General features: G+C 50.8%; 12 protein-coding genes and 1 rRNA gene. 10 read left to right on the top strand and 3 right to left on the bottom strand.

Going from position 1 to position 17,055, the window contains the following annotated elements; all coding sequences use genetic code 11:
• The first annotated feature begins 31 nt into the window (after positions 1 to 31).
• The 9 genes from AC50Y5_RS17175 to AC50Y5_RS17135 all read left to right on the top strand — a co-directional run bounded on the left by AC50Y5_RS17175 (position 32) and on the right by AC50Y5_RS17135 (position 12,933).
• Positions 32 to 1,630 (top strand): acyl CoA:acetate/3-ketoacid CoA transferase, encoded by a 1,599-nt coding sequence (locus AC50Y5_RS17175; RefSeq protein ID WP_494862360.1) that lies wholly within the window; start codon positions 32 to 34, stop codon positions 1,628 to 1,630.
• A gap of 394 nt (positions 1,631 to 2,024) precedes the next feature.
• On the top strand, positions 2,025 to 4,001 hold the full coding sequence (locus AC50Y5_RS17170) for an ABC transporter substrate-binding protein (RefSeq protein ID WP_494862358.1): 1,977 nt from the start codon (positions 2,025 to 2,027) through the stop codon (positions 3,999 to 4,001).
• A 233-nt stretch (positions 4,002 to 4,234) separates the two neighbouring features.
• Entirely contained in the window at positions 4,235 to 5,941 is a 1,707-nt protein-coding gene (locus tag AC50Y5_RS17165; RefSeq protein WP_056037306.1) for a sensor histidine kinase, read from the top strand.
• The gene (locus AC50Y5_RS17160) at positions 5,941 to 7,659 is read left to right on the top strand and encodes a response regulator (RefSeq protein ID WP_494862356.1); all 1,719 of its coding nucleotides are present in this window, start codon (positions 5,941 to 5,943) and stop codon (positions 7,657 to 7,659) included. The genes AC50Y5_RS17165 and AC50Y5_RS17160 overlap by 1 nt, the downstream gene beginning before the upstream one ends.
• A 236-nt stretch (positions 7,660 to 7,895) precedes the next feature.
• Entirely contained in the window at positions 7,896 to 9,230 is a 1,335-nt protein-coding gene (locus AC50Y5_RS17155; RefSeq protein WP_494862354.1) for an ABC transporter substrate-binding protein, read from the top strand.
• A gap of 88 nt (positions 9,231 to 9,318) precedes the next feature.
• Positions 9,319 to 10,191: a carbohydrate ABC transporter permease gene (locus tag AC50Y5_RS17150; RefSeq protein WP_056037300.1), complete on the top strand. Its 873-nt coding sequence runs from the start codon at positions 9,319 to 9,321 to the stop codon at positions 10,189 to 10,191.
• Between the two features lie 10 nt (positions 10,192 to 10,201).
• Positions 10,202 to 11,032, top strand: a complete 831-nt coding sequence (locus AC50Y5_RS17145) for a carbohydrate ABC transporter permease (RefSeq protein ID WP_056037297.1) — start codon at positions 10,202 to 10,204, stop codon at positions 11,030 to 11,032.
• A complete protein-coding gene (locus AC50Y5_RS17140; RefSeq protein WP_494862352.1) occupies positions 11,032 to 11,994 on the top strand; it encodes a phosphoglycerate dehydrogenase in 963 nt (320 codons plus the stop codon). Before AC50Y5_RS17145 ends, AC50Y5_RS17140 begins: the two co-directional genes overlap by 1 nt.
• A gap of 45 nt (positions 11,995 to 12,039) precedes the next feature.
• Positions 12,040 to 12,933, top strand: coding sequence for a dihydrodipicolinate synthase family protein (locus AC50Y5_RS17135; RefSeq protein WP_494862351.1), 894 nt, complete (start codon positions 12,040 to 12,042; stop codon positions 12,931 to 12,933).
• A gap of 475 nt (positions 12,934 to 13,408) precedes the next feature.
• Here the strand turns inward: AC50Y5_RS17135 and AC50Y5_RS17130 are convergent, their stop codons facing one another.
• The 3 genes from AC50Y5_RS17130 to AC50Y5_RS17120 are packed head-to-tail and all read right to left on the bottom strand — an operon-like array spanning position 13,409 to position 16,050.
• Positions 13,409 to 14,320 (bottom strand): SDR family oxidoreductase, encoded by a 912-nt coding sequence (locus AC50Y5_RS17130; protein ID WP_081418884.1) that lies wholly within the window; start codon positions 14,318 to 14,320, stop codon positions 13,409 to 13,411.
• Positions 14,269 to 15,354 (bottom strand): mannonate dehydratase, encoded by a 1,086-nt coding sequence (gene uxuA / locus AC50Y5_RS17125; protein ID WP_056037284.1) that lies wholly within the window; start codon positions 15,352 to 15,354, stop codon positions 14,269 to 14,271. Before uxuA ends, AC50Y5_RS17130 begins: the two co-directional genes overlap by 52 nt.
• A gap of 18 nt (positions 15,355 to 15,372) precedes the next feature.
• Positions 15,373 to 16,050, bottom strand: coding sequence for a GntR family transcriptional regulator (locus AC50Y5_RS17120; RefSeq protein WP_056037280.1), 678 nt, complete (start codon positions 16,048 to 16,050; stop codon positions 15,373 to 15,375).
• A gap of 796 nt (positions 16,051 to 16,846) precedes the next feature.
• Here AC50Y5_RS17120 and AC50Y5_RS17115 point away from each other — a divergent pair.
• Positions 16,847 to 17,055: ribosomal RNA gene (locus AC50Y5_RS17115) — 16S ribosomal RNA — on the top strand; the annotation flags it as partial.

The raw sequence follows: 17,055 nt of genomic DNA, 5'->3' as shown, positions 1-17,055 counted from the left end.
GAAAGCAGCCGAAGAAGGAGAATTATCCATCATGTCTAATGCAACTTTGAAAAAAAGAACCGGCCCGGTTCCCGTTTTAACCGCTGAAGAGGCGGTGCGCCTCATTCCTGACGGAGCCACGGTCGCCTTTAGCGGCGCCGGCGGCGGAATTGTCGAGGCAACCGCTGTTATTGAAGCGCTCGCAGACCGCTATCATAAAGAGCAGCAGCCAAGCGGGCTGACTTATCTTCACACAACCGGTCTCGGTGACCGGGCAGATAGAGGGATGAGCCCGATCGCCATTGCCGGCCTGTGCGCCAAAGCGATTGGCGGGCATTGGGGGCAGTCGCCGCGGATGTCGGAGCTTGCCGAGACGAACCAAATTGAAGCATATTGCTTCCCGCAAGGTGTCATTACGCAGCTGTTCCGCTCCACGGCAGCGGGGCATCCTGGTATTTTGAGCCATGTAGGGCTTGGCTCCTTTGTCGATCCGCGCCAGCAAGGCGGAAAGCTGAATGAGCGTACGACGAAGGAGCTTGTTCGCCTGATGGAAATCGACGGCAAGGAATGGCTGTTCTATCCGTCCATTAAGCCGGATGTCGCGATTATTCGTGGTACGACTGCTGATACAGACGGTTATATTACGATGGAGGATGAACCGACTTTTCTGGATGTGCTGAGCATTGCACAAGCTACGAAAAATAGCGGGGGCATCGTCATCGTACAAGTGCAGCGAATGGTTCAAGCTCGTTCGCAGCATCCGAAAACGATTAAAATTCCCGGCTTCCTAGTCGACGCCGTCGTTGTCGTTCCAGAGCAAATGCAGACGTACCAGACGGAAAGCAACCGCTATATGAGCGGCGATTTGATTGCCGTACAGGGCGGCATTGAGCCATTGCAGCTAACCGAACGCAAAATTATCGCAAGGCGGGCGCTCATGGAGGCATTCCCTGGAGCCGTAGCCAATCTGGGTGTCGGCATTTCCGATGGTGTTGGCTATGTGGCAGCCGAGGAGGGCGTTGGCGAAGCGCTGACGTTTACGGTGGAGCTGGGTCCGATTGGCGGCACGCCAGCGAAGGGTATTATTTTTGGCGCGACGATCAGCCCTAGGGCGGTGCTTGACCAGCCATACCAGTTCGATTTTTATGATGGCGGCGGTCTGGATGTCAGCTTCCTGAGCTTTGCTGAAATGGACCAAGCGGGCAACGTGAACGTTCATAAGTTCAATGGGAAAATTATGGGCGTGGGCGGCTTTATCGATATTGCCCAAAACTCCAAAAAAGTCGTGTTCAGCGGCACCTTTACCGCTGGCGGCCTCTCTGTTCAAGTAAATGACGGCAAGGTCGACATTGCAAAAGAAGGACGCTTCCGCAAAATCGTGCCCGCGCTCGCGGACATTTCCTTCAATGGCGTCGAGGCGGCGCAAAACGGCAAGGAAGTTATTTTTATTACGGAGCGGGCGGTGTTCCAGCTTACGGCACGCGGTCTGATGCTTTGCGAGATTGCCCCGGGAATCGATTTGCAGCGGGATATTCTTGATCTGCTGGCGTTTGGGCCGCTCATTTCACCGGAGCTCAAGCTGATGGATGCAAGGCTGTTCCAAGAGGAGCCTATGGGTCTCAAGCAAGAGTGGAATGCTGCTACAGTATGATTCGCTACAGTATGATTGGTTGCCTGGCCGTTGTCCGTTCTACGAATGTAATCCAGCCATAGGCTGAGTCACATTCGTCTGAACTACCAAAAGTTCAACTCAAACATACTTCCGCTTACAGTTAAAGAAAAGACAAGAAAAGAAAAGAAAAGAAAAGAAAAGAAAAGAAAAGAAAAGACAAGAGAACAGAACAGCTATAACAGTTTATAAGGCTGTTCTTTAACTATTAAAAACAGTTGAATCCATATTAGCCGTCAAATCAATCATTGATTCGACGGCTTTTTGTGCTGTATTCCTCACATCTTCCAATCGACACTGAGAATTGTTATCACTATAATAGGGAGAGGAGCATTAAGGTCTGACCCAGTAGATCCTTAGGAGTTGAACAAGAGCGATGAATTTGAATGAACATATTCAATTGTGGAACCAAGCCTCCCTCAAGGTGCTTGATATCCGGCATGCGGTGCTGGAGCTAGGTGAGGAGCTGCGCTCGTATCAGCTGCCTGCGAGCGCTTTTCTTTTTACCGCGCGGGGGCAGGGGCGGATCATGCTCGATGGAGTGGAGCATCGCGCCGAGTCCTGTTATCTTTGCCATGCAGGCAAAGGGGCGTTTCTTGATATGGAGCCAGCTTCTGGTCCACTTGAATATTATTTTATTTTTTATAAAGCGTCATTGTCGCCGCCAGCGCGTCAGGAGCTCGTGCAGCTGCTGGAGCGCAGCAAGCCGTTCCACATGCAGTATGGCTTTGCGCCGCTGCATCATGCCGCAATGTATTTGAAAATCGTCCGGATGGAGCAGGAATGGAAGCAGGCAGGCGCTTTGGAGAAGCTGCGGACGAAATCGCTATTTTACCAGCTTATTTGCGAGCTGCTAGGGCAGCTGCATCATCAAGAGATTGCAACGGCAGTACCGGATATCGCGGCGCAGGCCAGCCGTTATTTGGATGAGCATTATGGCGAGGCGGTAACGCTTGCGCTGTTGTCCGAGCTGCTCCATTGCAGCCCAAGGCAGCTGCAGCGCCTTTTCAAAGTCCGCTATCAGGCGGGGCCCATCGATTATTTGATTCAAGTGAGGATGCAGAAAGCGCGTGAGCTGCTTTTAGGTACAGATGCTTCATTGAAGGATATCGCAGCTGCAGTTGGTTATCCGGACAGCTACTATTTCAGCCGCATTTTTAAAAAGCATGTAGGCTCCTCCCCGAGCAGCTTTAAAAGGGCTGGTGAGCAAATGGAAGGCAGTCGTCATAATCCATCCGGGTTGTCGCGATATGCAATTGCTGCAAGAAGGCGGCGTCCGTATAGTGGTAAAGGTAGTGATGAAAATCATTATCAATACCAATTTAGGGGTGCTGTAACGATGTACACAAACAGAAGCATTAAAGCGGGCTGGACGGTTAGCCTGCTGTTAAGTCTGACTTTGCTGTTAGCCGCATGCTCAGGCACGGCGGGCACGAACACAAGCGCAGGGGGCGGAGCAGCAGCTCCATCAAATAGCATAACCGCGTCGCCGAACGTAACGGACACGGGCTCGAAGGAAAGCGCGCCGCGTACGATTACGCATATGAAGGGCGAGCTGAAGCTGGAACAAACGCCGCAGCGTATTGCCGTGCTTGACACCCAGTTCATGGATCAGCTCATTGCCATTGGGGAGCAGCCCTCCGGCAGTGTAGTGACGGAATCGGAAAAATTGCAATTCCCGGAGTACATGGCGGGCAAGCTGGTAGATGTCGTTACGCTTGGCACGAAGGATGAGCCTAATGTGGAAGCGATTATCGCTCTTGAACCGGACATTATTATTGGTACGGAGTTTCAGGATAAAATTTACGACCAATTGATCAAAATCGCGCCGACGCTTATTTTTGAACGCAATGAGGATTGGCAGACGACGCTGAAAACGTTTGGCCTTATTATGGACAAGGAGCAGGAAGCGCAGCAGGTGCTGGATCAATACAATAGCAAAATTTCCGGACTGAAAGCCGAGCTGTCTGAAAAATACAAAGGACAGACGTTCGCGGTGCTAAGACCGCGTGACAATATTGTCAGGCTGCATACAACGGCCCACCGTACAGCCGCGCTTTTGTACGATCAGCTGGGACTGACTCCGCCAGCAATGGCTGTAGATGCAGAGAACAGCAGCGCGTCGCTGTCGCTCGAGAAGCTTCCTGAGCTGGAGGCCGACCATCTCTTTCTGATGGAAGACAGCAGCAATTTGGAGCTGACGAAGGAATTCGAAAGCTCGGCTATTTGGAAAAACCTGAAAGCCGTCCAAACCGGCCATGTTTACAAAGAGGATACGAATTTGTGGATTGCCTATTATGGCCCGGTAGCGATTAATTTGGTGCTCGACCAAATTCAAGCGGCGCTAAAATAATAAGCAGCAATCATTTATTATGAATAAGGAAAACGGGCATTTTTTGCACAAGCGGCTTGTGCGGAAGATGCCTGTTTCATTTGCGTTTTTCTTCTAGTGAACCTTCCTTTCTGCTTATGCAAGATTAGGTAAGCGTTTTCTTTTGCCCGAAAATGATGGTAGAATGGCGTTGATTCCCGTGACCCGCAGCAGCCAAGGAGACTGAACTTATAACGTAAGGCGGAGGAAAAGCGATGAAGATGACGACATTTCGGAAAATGATAGCTTTAATTATTGCGCTGCTTATCCCGATTATTTTGCTTTACGGCTATTCGAACCAAGTGAGCGTAGATGTGGTGCAGACGACGATCAAGGAGCAGAATCTTAACCGTCTCGGTTTTTTTATGAGCCAGCTCGACATGATGGTAGATCAGCTAGTGAAGCATTCCACCTCGGCAAGCCGCGACTACAGCATACGGGAGTATGTGGAGGGCCGGGGAAAAAATGATGAGCTTGTCCAGCTCCAGCGCCACTTGCGACTTGTGGATATGCTGAATATGCAAACGACGACGAGTGCTTGGACGAACCAAATTATTTTATATTTGCGCGACACCAAGGAGCTGATTTCGACGGATTATTCCGCCCATTATGACGAGCAGAAGCTTGAAGCCAGAGACATGGGCAAATGGGTTCATGAATATGCGACAACGTTCGGCATTAAGGAAATGCTGTTCAGCCGCATGCAGCAGTCGGACATGCCGAATTTGTATGTGGAGGTACGGTTCACCGATGCCAATTTAAAAAATATGCTCAATTCGCTCCAGCAGGATGAGGCGCGCGAGCCTTTTCTTTATCATCCCGGCGAAGCGCCGATCATGGGCTTTAACGGCAACTACCGGCTCGTTACGCAGGCGATGGAGCAGCTGGAAAGCTTGCAGCTCGCGGGCAGCGGCAGTCTCAATCTAGAAATTAACCGCCAACAATATATTGTAAATTATATCCAATCATCAAGCCTCGGCTGGTATTTGGTCGATGTTGTGCCGCTTGCTAGCGTATTCGCACCGATTAATACGAGCCGCAATCTGTTTTATATCTCGATAGCACTGCTAATGGCGCTCGGCGTTCTGTCTACCCTGCTGCTGTACCGCAATGTCCAGCGCCCGATTGTGCTGCTGGTGCGGGGAGTGCAGCGCATCAAGGACGGGCAGTTTTCCACCCGCCTGAAGCAGCGTCCTAACAATGAGTTTGAGTTTCTGTTCAGCAGCTTTAATGAGATGGCGGAGCAGATTCAGGAGCTGATCGACAAGGTGTACATGGAGACGCTGCGCTCCAAGGAAGCGACGCTGAAGCAGCTCCAATCGCAGATCAATCCGCATTTTTTATACAACTGTCTATTTTATATTAAAAATATGGCGAATCTCGGCGATAAGGAGGCAGTCGTGGCGATGTCGCTGAATTTAGGCGAATACTATCGCTACACGACGCGGATGGAAAACAGCATGACGACGGTGCGCGAGGAGCTTAAGCTGGTGGAAAACTATTTGATTATTCAGCAGCTTCGTATCCAGCGTCTGCACTATGAAATAGATATTCCTGAGGAGATGATGGATTTGCCCATTCCACGGCTGCTCATTCAGCCTATTGTGGAAAATTCAGTCGTCCACGGAATTGAAAGCCAGCTGCAATTTGGCATTGTCCATATTAAAGGGCTGCGCCAGAACGGCTTGAACCGGCTCATCGTCGATGATAATGGCAGCGGCATGACGAAGGAGGAGATGGTCAAGCTGCGAATGTCGCTCGCTGTCCCGTTGGATGAGCACACCGGGTGCGGCCTATGGAATACGCATCAACGGCTAACACAGCTATATGGCGGGCTTTCAGGCTTGCAGTTCTCCGCTTCGCCTTCACCGCTGGATGGCTTTCGAACAGAAATCATTTGGGAGGATAAGGAGGAAGCGTGATGGAGGAGCAGTTGGCATTTAGACTATTGCTTGTGGACGATGAGGCGAGCGTGGTGGACAGCCTTGCCGATACGCTTCCATGGGAGCAAATTGGCATCGGCGCTGTGTTCAAAGCTTATTCCGGCATAGAGGCGCTGGAAATTTTAAATACGAATACGATCGATATTCTAATTACGGACATCCGGATGCCGGGCATCAGCGGATTGGAGCTGCTCCAGCAGGTGCGCAGGAGCTGGAAGCGGATTAAATGCATTTTATTATCTGGGCATGCCGAGTTTGCTTATGCGCAGCAGGCTATTGCCCATGAAACGTATGACTATTTATTAAAGCCGATTAGTGACGAGCACATTTTAGAAAAGGTGAGCGGGGCGGTTCAGGCATTAAAAAAGGAGCTGGACGAGAAGAGCTTCCATCAGCGCGTAGCAAGGGCCTTTCAAGAGAATTTGCCGAAGCTTCAGGGCGAGCTCTTGAATGAATTGCTTGAGGGACGCAAATATTCAGCGGAGCGGCTGCCCGAAAAGCTGGAATCGCTCAAAATTCCGGTTGCCATGGGACAACGCTTTGCGCTGATGCTCGTACGGCTTGAGGGCAAGCTGTCGGAGATGGATTTCTATAGCCTGTCCCTGATGGAATATGCTGTGAGCAATATGGCGGAGGAGCTGTTTGAGGAGCGTTTTCGTCTCTGGACATGTAAAACCATTCACGGCTACTTGGTGGGCATTGTTACGGAAATGCCAGAAAGCGCTGGCGGACCACCTATGGCGGAAAAGCAAGGGGAGGGTGAAGAGCCGTCGTACGGTTCATCAGATGAGGGCAAAGCTCTGGATGAGGAGCTCCAGCTCAAAGCCTCGCAGCTTCAGCTCAGCGTTAATCATTATTTGAGTGGAGAGGTATCCGTGCTCGTCAGCCAGTGGGGGTTGTTCCCGCATGATGTCAGGCAGCGGTATGAGGATGTTTTGCTGGCGCTGCGACGGCAGATTGGCAGCCAAAGCGGGCTGTTTATCCATGTCGCCAGCGATATCGCCCGCCAGCTGCCGGTTCATTCGCTTCAGCGGCTGTACGAGCCGCCGATGCTCATTCATTTGATGGAATCGGGCAGCTGGGAAGTGGCCGAGCAGAAGCTTGGCGGCATCTGGAGCGAGCTGAATCAAGGCTGGCCGGATTCGCCGGAGCATCTGATGGAAGTGTTTTTCTCCATCTATGCCTCGTTCAGCTCCTTCGCGCACAAAAACGGGCGTGAATTGGCGGAGATGATCGGCCCCGGCTTATCGGATATGTGCGGGCTGCTGCCAAGCCGCTCCATTACGGCGTTGAAAAGCTGGCTAGACGAAGCATTCCGGCTGCTGCGGCAAAGCATGGAGAACGATACGAGAAATGACCGTGAAATAACGGTAGGCAAAATCCGCAGCTACATTGAGAAAAATCTCGTCACCGATGTGACGCTGCAAGCGATCGCTGATTATCTGTTTATGCATCCGGTTCATGTGTCGCGGATTTTTAAGCTGGCGACGGGCGAAAATGTGAGTGACTATGTGCTGCGGCTCAAGATGGAGCTGGCGGCATCCATGCTGGCCAATCCAGCCCTGAAAAGCTATGAAGTCGCGCTCCAGCTAGGCTATCAGAACCCGAATTATTTCAATAAGGTGTTCAAAAAATATTATTCCCTGACCCCCCAGGAGTACCGGCAAAAGCTGGAGGGCGGCAAGGAACTGAAATAGAGAAGGGCCATAACAGCGGCGCCGCAATCCGAGCGATGGAGCGGTGCTGTTTTTTTGTACTATTTTTCACCGGAAAAAGGCGGTAGTGGAATTCTGTTAATTTTGTATCATTCGATTAAATTGTTGTCATATTATCTTTTAACTATTCGAATTAAGATAGGGACAGAAGCATGAAAGCGCTTCAACTCAGATGATGCTGTACGTGAAAAAAAGCGAAACGGGAGGTCAGCATTTCTATGAAAAACGGAGTGAAAAAAGCAGTAGCAGTTTCTTTGTTGACAGTTGTCGTGGCAGGCTGCGGGAATGCAGGCAATGAGGGAACGGCGAACAATGGCGGGGCGAACGCGCAGGCGGGCAGCGGCGAGAAGCCAACGCTTACCTTTTGGATGAAGAAGCAGCTGTTTGATGATCAAAACACGTTAATTACAGAGCGTGCGAAGCAATTTGGAGAAGAAAACAATGTGAATGTAAATGTGGAGCTGATTGCCTACGAGGATTTTTATCCGAAGTGGACGGCGGCGATTGAATCCAAATCGGTACCGGATGTATCCTTTTTCGGTTATCAGGAAATTGGGCAATTTTACGGAAAAGACGTTTTGGAGGATGTAAGCGATGTGGTGGCCAGCCTGCAAGGCAAAAGCGCCATTAATGAAAATACGAAAAAAGCGATTACGTTCAACGGCAAGCAATACGGTGTGCCCTTCTGGACCGAGACGCAGGTGCTCTACTATCGCAAGGATTTGCTTGCCAATGCAGGCTATACAGAGCCTCCGAAAACATGGGACGAGCTTAGGGAAATGGGCAAAAAGCTGACAGACACGAGCAAAGGCCTGTATGGAATCGGCATGGGCTATGGCAAAGGCAACTCCGACGCCGAGTTTCTGACTCGCGGCATTATTTGGTCCTATGGCGGTTCTGTCGATACGCAGGACGGCAAAACGGTCATTGCGGATTCGCCGGAAACGGTACAGGCCGCTTCGTTTATCCGCGATATTTTCTTAACGGATAAAAGCACGCCGCCAAGCGCAATCGGCTGGGATGACGCAGGCAACAATAAAGCTTACTTGAGCGGACAAGCGGCGATGATTTTTAACACGGGCAGCGTGCTCGCGACGATTAAGAAGGACAACCCGGACTTATATGAAAAAACAGGCATAGCGCCTTACCCGGCCGGTCCTAAAGGCACCTTTATTCCAGGCATCAGCAACAATCTCGGCATTTTCAAAGATTCGAAAAACAAGGATTTGGCTAAAAAATTCATCTCCTACATGCTGGATAAAGACTGGTATAAGTCATGGATTGAGAAGGGTGCTCCACTGACGGCTCCCGTATATGACGAGCTGGCGAAGGAAGCGGTGTGGCAAGACGAGAAAAACAAAGCATTTGTTGAATCCGTTGCTGGCTTTAATTTCCTCGGCTATCCTGGCGAGTACAATGCGAAGGCGGGGGAAGTGTTCAATCTTCGCATTCTCAACGATACGTTCCAGAAGCTGCTGCTTGAAACGAGCTACACGCCGGAAGCGGCAATCACAGATATGCAGGCTAAAATTCAAGAGGTTTACAGCAAATAAGCTTTTGTAAAGTAAGCTGTTATTAATTCGGCGAAGGATGGCCAGAGCGTCTGGCCCTCCAATGCCTTTAAGTAAGGCGGGATGAGGCTTGAATACAAACCAAAACAATAAACTGGCTTATTTCCTCATGAGCCCGGTATTGATTTATCTGCTTGCGGTTATGGTGCTGCCATTTGGCTGGGCGCTTTATCTAAGCTTTACGAATAAAGTCGTAGGAGCGGATGCGGTTTTTATCGGGCTCGGCAATTATTTAGAGCTGCTGCAGGATTCGGCATTCTGGAAAGCGACGTGGAATACTGTTGTTTTTACCGGCGTAGCCGTGTTGTTCAAAACGGTATTTGGCATGATTATGGCGCTTGTGCTTAATGAAAAGATCATATTCCGCAATACGTTCCGTGTCCTCTTATTTTTACCTTGGACGATCCCGACTATCGTATCGGTGTTTACCTGGCAGTGGATTTACTCCGATGTTGGCGGAGTGCTGAACTTTCTGCTATTGAAAGTCCATCTGATCGATCAACCGCTTGGCTGGCTGGCAAGGCCGGACCTTGCGATGTTCTCGGTCATTCTGGTTAACGTATGGCGGGGCATCCCCTTCATGGGCATTGCCATTCTTGCTGGCCTTCAGACCGTGTCGAAGGAAATGTATGAAGCGGCTATGCTGGACGGGGCCGGTGCGGTCAAGCGTTTCTGGCATATGACGCTGCCTTCCGTGAAGGAAGTTACGATACTCGCTGCAGTGATGACTACGATATGGACCTTGAACGATTTCGAAATTATTTGGCTGCTGACGCGCGGAGGGCCTGCCAATGCGACACAGGTGCTGTCTACGCTGAGCTATACGATCGGGTTTTTGAATATGAGCCTTGGAAAAGCGATCGCCATCGCCATTATGACGATGCCGCCGTTGATTCTGCTGATCAACTACGTGACGAAGCGCTCGCTATCATCCAGAGATTAGGTGATAAAGGATGGAAAATAAATCAATCGGCAAACAGGTTCTCGTCTATGGAGCTTTAGCCTTTTTACTAATCTTTGCGTTGTTCCCGCTGTATTGGATGCTGAATACGTCCTTCAAGTCGCAGGGGGAAATCTACAATATGACGCCGTCCTTTTGGCCGCAAGTGTTCAGTTGGTCCGCTTATGAGAAGCTGCTGACGGAGAAGGGCTTTTTATCAAATATTAAAAATAGCCTTTACGTATCGCTGATCGTTTCTTTTCTGTCGATTTTGTTCAGCATGCTGGCTGCCTATGCCATTTCCAAATTGCAGTTCAAGGGCCGCGGCTTTATATCCAGAGGAATCTTGTACGCCTACTTGATGCCGCGCGCGGTGCTGTTCATTCCGCTTTATATGCTGGTGAATGCGATTGGGCTGAGCAATTCGGTTTATGGTCTCATGCTTATATATCCTACTATTACGATCCCATATGCCACTTGGATGCTCGTTTCCTATTTTAAATCGATTCCGGGAGAGATTGAAGAAGCGGCGATGATCGACGGCTGCAGCCGGGCGCGCACGATGTGGAGCGTTATTTTTCCCCTTGCTGCTCCAGGGCTTGCTGCAACCTTCATCTTCGCCTTCACGCTGTGCTGGAGCGAATATTTATATGCCCTCGTCATCGTAACGAAAACGAGCGACAAGACGATTACGCTTGGCCTGTCGGATATGATCGTTGGCGACGTATTCGCTTGGGGGCCGCTGATGGGCGGCTCGATTATCGCTTCTATTCCAGTCATTATTATGTATTTGTTTACATCAAAATATATGGTTAGCGGGATGACCGTTGGAGGAGTCAAATAATGAGCACAAAGCATAAAGTTCTAGTGACGGCGACGAACTATTCGCTGCTATGCGCCGATGCGAAGCGAATGCTGGAGGAGGCAGGCTGCGAAATTATCGAGAACCAGCTTGGCCGTCCCTATACGTTTGAAGAGCTTGCTCCGCTTGTCGCGGATATCGACGGGGTCGTAGCCGGCGTAGATACATGGGATGAGGCGATTTTTAAGCTGGCGCCAAAGCTGAAGGGCATTGCCCGCTTCGGCGTTGGCGTCGACAATATTGATCTGGCGAAGGCGAAGGAATACGGCGTCAAGGTGGCGAATGTACCGGGCGGCAACGCCAATGCGGTAGCGGAGCTGACGATTGGCCTGATTTTGTCGATGCTGCGCAACATCCCGACGCTTGAGCGTTCGGCAAGACGCGGCTATTGGGACCGTACCGTCGGCATGGAGCTGGCGGATCGCACAGTCGGGCTGCTGGGCTTCGGCAACATTGCCCAGATGGTAGCGAAGAAGCTGCAGGGCTTTGATGTAGCGATTATCGCTTACGATAAATATCCGAATGAAGAGAAGGCGAAGGCGCTCGGGGTCAAGCTTGTCTCCTCCGATGAAGTGCTCGCCCAGAGCGACGTCGTCAGCATGCATCTGCCCAGTCTGAAGGAAACGTATCATATGATGAGCGATGAGCAATTTGGCCGGATGAAGCCGGCAGCCTATTTCGTCAATACGGCGCGGGGCGCGCTAGTCGATGAACGGGCATTGTACAACGCATTGAAAAAGGGCAGCATCGCCGGGGCGGCCATCGATGTGTACGAGCAGGAGCCGGTAGCGGCGGACAATGTGCTTTTTGAGCTGGACAAGCTGATTGCAACGCCCCATACCGCAGCGGAAACGACAGAGACGTATGACCGGGTTGGCCTGGACACGGCGCAGGCACTGCTGGATATTTTTGCAGGCAAGGACCCTGTTCATTTGCTTCGTTAACTTACAGCCTTAACTAAATCATAAATAGAAAGAGGGATTGGCACGATGAAACGTTTGTACGGTGTGACGACGGCAATGGTGACGCCTTTCACTAAAGAAGGACAGGTTGATTTGGCGAAGGTAGAAGCGCTGACCGAATTTCTGATTTCCAAAGGCATACACTGCCTGTTTCCGCTGGGGACGACAGGAGAGATGGTGCGGCTGGCGGTTGACGAGCGCAAAGCGGTCGCGGAGACGGTCGTGAAGACAGCGGCCGGAAGAGTTACCGTATTTATTCATGCAGGTGCGGCAACGCAGGATGATACGATTTTGCTGGCGCAGCATGCCCATCAGATTGGGGCTGACGGTGTTGGAGTAGTCACACCGTTTTTCCTTGGCGCAAACGACGCGGAGCTGGAGCAATATTATGTGACGGTGGCGTCCAGTCTGCCAGCTGATTTCCCCGTCTATTTGTACAATATCCCGCAATGCGCGTCCAATGATCTCAAAACGGATGTTGCGCAGAGAGTAGCAGAGCGCTGCGGCAACGTCGTCGGCGTTAAATACAGCTATCCGGATTTTCTGCGCACGAATGAATACCTGTCCATAAAAGGCGGCGATTTCTCCGTGATGCAGGGAGCTGACCGTTTGTTCCTTCCGGCGCTCGCTATGGGCTGTGACGGTGTGATTTCCGGGGTATCGTGCGTATATCCGGAGCCGTTTGTGGCGGTATACAACGCCTACCAGGCGAAAGATTTGGATAAGGCCCGCGAATGGCAGCGCATCGCGATTCAATATTGCGAGGTGCTGAGAAGCGGCGCGAATATGTCCTTTTTCAAGGAAGCGCTCAAGCTTCGCGGCATAGATGCCGGCTTTATGCGAGCGCCGCAGCTTGATCTTAGCGCTGGCGATGTCGCTGAGCTTAAAGAGCAGCTGGCTGCGCTGCCGCAGGTGATCTAGTGATGTCATAGTTATTTTTTGAAAGCCTATTAATAACAAGCAGCGCCCCTTCTTCATTTAGGAGGGGCGCTGCTTGTTAGGGTGTGTATGCAAACCAGAATCCGTATACTCATCCATACGTACGTAGTGCTTATCCGAAGCCGATCTCATCTAACGGCTCAAGGCAAAAGCTTAAGGAATCTCAGCGTGCGAGTGCTGCAGGGCAGGGACCATACAGCCTGGGAAACGCTGTCTCTTTTTCTGAAGGACTGAGGTTCCGCTATTTTGGCTTTTGAAAGGATTTGAGGTCGTACGCGGACAGGAGATCCGTTATTGCCTTGATTTTCCCATCAAAATAACGTTGGAAAGCACATTAGCGTCTCCTGAGTCCGGTTCCTCTGCCATAACCCGTGATTCGGCTGAAATAGCGGCTGCTGAGTCCGCCAATAGCCCATACACGAAGTTGACTCTCGGTACGCAGACTCCAAGAAATAAGCTAGACGCCGGAATAAGCCATAAAGCCGCCATCAACCGGCACGACAATGCCGGTGACAAAGCCGGACATTTGCTCATCCGCGAGCCAGAGCAGTGTACCAAGCAAATCCTGCGGCGAGCCGAAGCGGCGCATAGGCGTGTGGGAAATGATTTTGCCTGCCCGCGCCGTATGGGAGCCGTCTTCATTCAGCAGCAGCCGTTCGTTTTGCTGGGTCAGGAAGAAGCCAGGAGCAATTGCATTTACGCGAATGCCGGCATCAGCCAAATGGACAGCAAGCCACTGCGTGAAATTGTTAATCGCCGCTTTGGCTGCGCTGTAAGCCGGAACCTTCGTCATTGGCGACGGTGCGCTCATCGACGAAATATTAATGACGGCTGCACCAGCCCTGCCAAGCATATGCTTGGAAAAAGCCTGCGTCGGAATAAGGCTGCCGACGAAGTTCAAATCCAGCACATTGCGGAAGCCGTCCACATTCAAGTCGAAGAACGAGGTGACGTCAGGATTATCCAAATCCTCCGGCTGGAACGTCTCATTCGTCGTATTGGCGCTCGGATGGTTGCCTCCCGCACCATTGATAAGCAAGTCGCAAGGACCAAGCTGGGCAAGCACTGTTTCGGCAGCGGCTGCAACGCTTTGTTGATTGGTGACATCGCAGGCGACAGCAATTGCTTGGCCGCCCGCCGCATTAATGTCCGATGCAACCTGCTCGCCTTTCTCTAGTGTGCGGTTAAGCACGGCGATTTTCGCTCCTTGCCGTCCAAGCTCCAGCGCCATTGCACGGCATAATACGCCTGCGCCGCCTGTAATGACGACGACTTTGCCCTCGATGGAGGTATGCTTCGGTAAATTTACCGTTTCAGTCACTTTGCAGCAGCTCCTTCCGCAGCAGCCGCTTTCTGATACGCATCCCATAGGCCCCAAAGGTACATAATGCCGAGTGCGCGGTCATACAAGCCGTAGCCCGGACGGCACTCCTCGCCCCAAATGTGGCGGCCGTGATCCGGTCGGCAGTAGCCTTCGTATTGTTCCTCATGGTAGGCCTTAACAACACCGGCGATATCGACCGTGCCATCTTGTGTGCGGTGCGACGATTCAATGAAATCGCCATTCTCGTAGACACGCACATTGCGAATATGCGTGAACGGAATACGATCGGCAAACTCATGAATCATCGACACGATATCATTTTCCGGGTTGGCGCCCAGCGAGCCGCTGCATAAAGTGAGACCATTATAAGGGCTGTCGTGCAGCTGAAGGTAACGGCGAATATTATCTTGCCCTGTAATAATGCGCGGCAGGCCAAAAATCGGCCAAGGCGGATCATCCGGGTGAATGGCCATTCTAATGTCATGCTCAGCAGCAAACGGAATAATTTCATCGAGGAAATATTTCGCATTTGCCCATAGATGCTCTTGCGTAACCCCTTGGTAGGCCTCAAACAGCTGGGTCAAATATTGCAGCCGCTCCGGCTCCCAGCCCGGCATCGTCAGTTTCGAATTTTCGTTGATACGCTTAACGAGATCGAAGGGATCGACATTATCAATCATCGCTTTTTCATAAAAAAGCGCCGTCGAGCCGTCCTCCATCTCCTTATGAAGATCGGTACGCAGCCAATCGAAAATCGGCATGAAGTTGTAGCAAATGACTTTGACGCCGACCTGCGCAAGCTTGGCAATCGTCTTCTTGTAGTTGTCGATGTACAAATCTCGGCTTGGCAGGCCGAGCTTAATGTCCTCATGAACATTGACGCTTTCGACGACCTTGATGTGCAGGCCGGCTTTGTCCGCTGCTTCTTTGATCTTCATAATTTTGTCCATCGGCCATTCATCGCCAGCAGGAACGTCATGCAGCGCCCAGACGATGCCTTCCGTGCCGGGAATTTGTCTGATTTGGTCAAGGCTGACGGTGTCATTGCCTTCGCCAAACCAACGAAATACCATTTTCATAGTGCCTTTCGCCTCCGATTATTTGAAGTAGGTAGGGAACTTCTCTTTCAATAGCGCCTGATCGGCAATCGTCAAGTTCAAATGCTCCTTCATCAGCCGTTCGGCAAGCTGGGTATCGCTGCTTTCAATCGCCTGCGCCATTTGCAGATGCTGCTCGTACAAATGCTCCCAATGGTGATCGGCAGCGAGACGCAGCATGCGGCTGCGGTTGAGATGGACGTTGATTTGCTGGATGACGGCCCAAGTGTTGCTCTTGCGGCAGCCTTCAAACAGCGTGCGGTGAAAAGCTTCGTCCAGCTCAAACATCGTTTTGTAGTCTTGGCTTTCTACGCAAGCCCGTTGCAAGGCGAGATTGTGACGCATCGCCGTCAGCCGCTGCGCAGGGAAGCTGATGCAGGCGAGGCGGATAACCGCAGTCTCCAGCTGCTCGCGCATAAAGCGGGCTTCCTCGACCAGCTCCAAATCAATGAGCGACACATCGGTACCGCGCTGCGGAAAAATTTCGAGCAGCCCTTCCTGCGCCAGCCGAACAAAGCTTTCCCGAACGGGGGTGCGGCTGACGCCAAGCTTTACGGAAATTTCCTTCTCCGAAATGCTCGTACCGGGCGGCAGCTCCAAGCTCAAAATCTGCTCCTTCAGCGTCAAATAAATCGCATCCCGCGTCGATACGGCAGTGGGCTTTATCGTAAAATCCATCGTTCACCTCCTCAGTAGGCAAGCTCTTTTTTTAGGTTGAAATTTATGTTTTCAAAATATAGGAAAGTATATAATTATGCCATCCTTTCTCTATATTTCTCGGAATGAAACGCACTGCCCCGCCAAAGGACGGCGACAGCCGTTTCACCTTGCTATACTACCATACTTGTATGGTAGTTTGGAAGCGGAAACATTTTTGGTGAAAAAGATTCCCTTCGGGCATCCCCATCATCCGCCTGCCTAACGCAAACAAGCCTTGTCCCAGCAGTTGAACGCTGAACGAGGCTTGTTTCTATGCTATAGTGTTTGCTTATGAGCCTTTAACTGACAATTAAGAAACGATTTTGTCCGCATTGGAATCAATAAAGCCATAGACTGCAATATTCAGAAAAGGGATGTCTTATAGGAAAGAAAGATGGCAGCAGTCCCTTTCACGAAAGTTTTTAATCCATGGAATCAGTAAATTATAAGGGGTTTAAAATAATTACTTCATTATAGTGAGGTATTGTGAACGGTAGTTTGAATGTTATTTTTAAATAAAAATGAAAAAGAGAATAATTTTTTCAAAAAAACACTTGCAATCCTCTAGGCACCCGTGATATATTATATGAGTCGCCGCTGAGACATACGGCAGACACGAACGAAACGCAAACAAGAGAAATTGTTCTTTGAAAACTGAACAACGAGTGAAACTGCCACATTAACTTCGGTTAATGTAAAGCGATACAAAAAAGTAATGAGCAAGTCAAACCAAATGCTCTTTTCCCTTCGATCTCGATCGAAAGAAAAGACATCCTAAATGGAGAGTTTGATCCTGGCTCAGGACGAACGCTGGCGGCGTGCCTAATACATGCAAGTCGAGCGGACTTGATGGAGTGCTTGCACTCCTGATAGTTAGCGGCGGACGGGTGAGTAACACGTAGGTAACCTGCCCGTAAGACTGGGATAACATTCGGAAACGAATGCTAATACCGGATACACAACTTGGTCGCATGATCGGAGTTG

The sequence above is a fragment of the Paenibacillus sp. JT22N7 genome (assembly GCF_059383875.1).
Note: the sequence above shows the minus strand (reverse complement) of the source record. Positions and strands in the feature narration are given on the sequence as shown.

Excerpts from the sequence above, each read along its gene's own strand:
- AC50Y5_RS17175 (WP_494862360.1), top strand. The coding sequence starts at position 32 with ATGTCTAATGCAACTTTGAAAAAAAGAACCGGCCCGGTTCCCGTTTTA.
- AC50Y5_RS17170 (WP_494862358.1), top strand. The coding sequence starts at position 2,025 with ATGAATTTGAATGAACATATTCAATTGTGGAACCAAGCCTCCCTCAAG.
- AC50Y5_RS17165 (WP_056037306.1), top strand. The coding sequence starts at position 4,235 with ATGAAGATGACGACATTTCGGAAAATGATAGCTTTAATTATTGCGCTG.
- AC50Y5_RS17160 (WP_494862356.1), top strand. The coding sequence starts at position 5,941 with ATGGAGGAGCAGTTGGCATTTAGACTATTGCTTGTGGACGATGAGGCG.
- AC50Y5_RS17155 (WP_494862354.1), top strand. The coding sequence starts at position 7,896 with ATGAAAAACGGAGTGAAAAAAGCAGTAGCAGTTTCTTTGTTGACAGTT.
- AC50Y5_RS17145 (WP_056037297.1), top strand. The coding sequence starts at position 10,202 with ATGGAAAATAAATCAATCGGCAAACAGGTTCTCGTCTATGGAGCTTTA.
- AC50Y5_RS17140 (WP_494862352.1), top strand. The coding sequence starts at position 11,032 with ATGAGCACAAAGCATAAAGTTCTAGTGACGGCGACGAACTATTCGCTG.
- AC50Y5_RS17135 (WP_494862351.1), top strand. The coding sequence starts at position 12,040 with ATGAAACGTTTGTACGGTGTGACGACGGCAATGGTGACGCCTTTCACT.
- AC50Y5_RS17130 (WP_081418884.1), bottom strand. The coding sequence starts at position 14,320 with ATGGGATGCGTATCAGAAAGCGGCTGCTGCGGAAGGAGCTGCTGCAAA.
- uxuA (WP_056037284.1), bottom strand. The coding sequence starts at position 15,354 with ATGAAAATGGTATTTCGTTGGTTTGGCGAAGGCAATGACACCGTCAGC.
- AC50Y5_RS17120 (WP_056037280.1), bottom strand. The coding sequence starts at position 16,050 with ATGGATTTTACGATAAAGCCCACTGCCGTATCGACGCGGGATGCGATT.